2 protein-coding genes are annotated in these 1,415 nt (G+C 70.2%); both read left to right on the forward strand.

Annotation, left to right across the window (positions count from 1 at the left end):
• Window positions 1-12 precede the first annotated feature (12 nt).
• Window positions 13-849 (forward strand): alpha/beta fold hydrolase, encoded by an 837-nt coding sequence (locus AQJ27_RS00005; RefSeq protein ID WP_067362495.1) that lies wholly within the window; start codon window positions 13-15, stop codon window positions 847-849.
• On the forward strand, window positions 842-1,415 hold a 574-nt coding region (locus tag AQJ27_RS00010), incomplete at its 3' end, for a TetR-like C-terminal domain-containing protein (protein WP_067359877.1). The genes AQJ27_RS00005 and AQJ27_RS00010, both read left to right, overlap by 8 nt.

Raw genomic sequence — 1,415 nt, forward strand, 5'->3', positions numbered from 1 at the left:
TTGGAGGACGGCATGACCGAGCACCTGAGAATCGGCAAGAACACCATCGCCTTCGACGTGACCGGGGAAGGTCCCCTCGTCGTGCTGGCGCACGGTATCGGCGACAGCCGGCACTCCTACCGCTTCCTCGTTCCCGGCCTGGTGGCCGCCGGTTACCGGGTTGCGAACGTCGACATCCGCGGGTGCGGTGAGTCCAGCCTCGGCTGGGACGGTTACAGCCGCACCGACATCGCCGGAGATCTGGTCGCCGTCGTGCGTCACCTCGGCGGCCCGGCCGTGATCATCGGGCAGTCGATCAGCGGCGGCGCCGCGACCATCGCGGCCGCCACTGCGCCCGACGTGATCAGCGGAGTGATCGAGCTGGCTCCGTTCACCCGTGCGCAGCCGGTCGACCTGGGCGGGCTGATCCGGGTCAAGCGTTTCCGGACGGGGTACATGCAGATGGCGCTGGTCATCGTCCGGGGACGCCTGGCGGACTGGAAGAAGTACCTCGACGTGGCCTACCCGGCCAAGCCTGCCGACTGGAACAGCGAACTGGCCCGCATAGAGGCCGCGCTGAGTGAGCCCGGCCGGATGAAGGCCCTGCAGGCCATGTGCAAGTCCAAGCCCACCGACGCCGGCACCCAGCTCGCCCACGTCACCTGCCCGGTCCTGATCGTCGAAGGCAGCCTGGACCCCGACTGGGCCGACCCCCGCGCCGAAGGGGCGAAGATCATCGCCGACCTGCCCGCCGGCCTCGGCGAGCTGGCCGTGATCGACGGCGCCGGCCACTACCCGCACGCCCAGACCCCCGACCAGGTCCTCGCGCTGGCCCTGCCGTTCCTGGCCAAGGCGGCCGGCCGTGCCTAGGGCCGGACTCACCGCCGCAACGGTCACCGAAGCCGCCGCCGCCCTGGTCGACGAGGTCGGGTTCGACCAGCTCGGCATGGGCCTGGTCGCCGAACGGCTCGGGGTCAAGACCCCCTCGCTGTACAAGCACGTCACCGGCCAGACCGACCTCGCCCACCGGATCGCCATCCTGGCCATGAACCAGTGCGCCGACGCCATCCGCGACGCCATCCAGGGCCGGTCCGGCACCGAAGCCCTGGCCCGCGGCGCACAGGCGATGCGGACGTTCGTCAAGGACCACCACGGCCGATACGCCGCAGCCAACGCCGCCCGCCCGACCGGACCCGACGACCCCCTCATCGACGCCCTCAATCGGGTGGTCGACTCCTGGGCGGCCATGCTGCACGGTTACCGGATCGACCCCGACCAGCAGATCCACGCGCTGCGGATGCTGCGCACCGTCCTGCACGGATACGCATCCCTGGAAGCAGCCGGCGGGTTCCAGTTCGCCACCGACATCGACGACAGCTTCACCTGGATGATCGACTTCATCGACCACGGCCTGCAGGAGACCACGGCCACCAGCA

The organism is Streptomyces olivochromogenes (genome assembly GCF_001514115.1).
In the GTDB taxonomy this organism is placed as follows: domain Bacteria; phylum Actinomycetota; class Actinomycetes; order Streptomycetales; family Streptomycetaceae; genus Streptomyces; species Streptomyces olivochromogenes.

What these genes read in the sequence shown, in the direction of transcription:
- AQJ27_RS00005 (WP_067362495.1), top strand. Translation starts at nt 13, where the DNA reads ATGACCGAGCACCTGAGAATCGGCAAGAACACCATCGCCTTCGACGTG.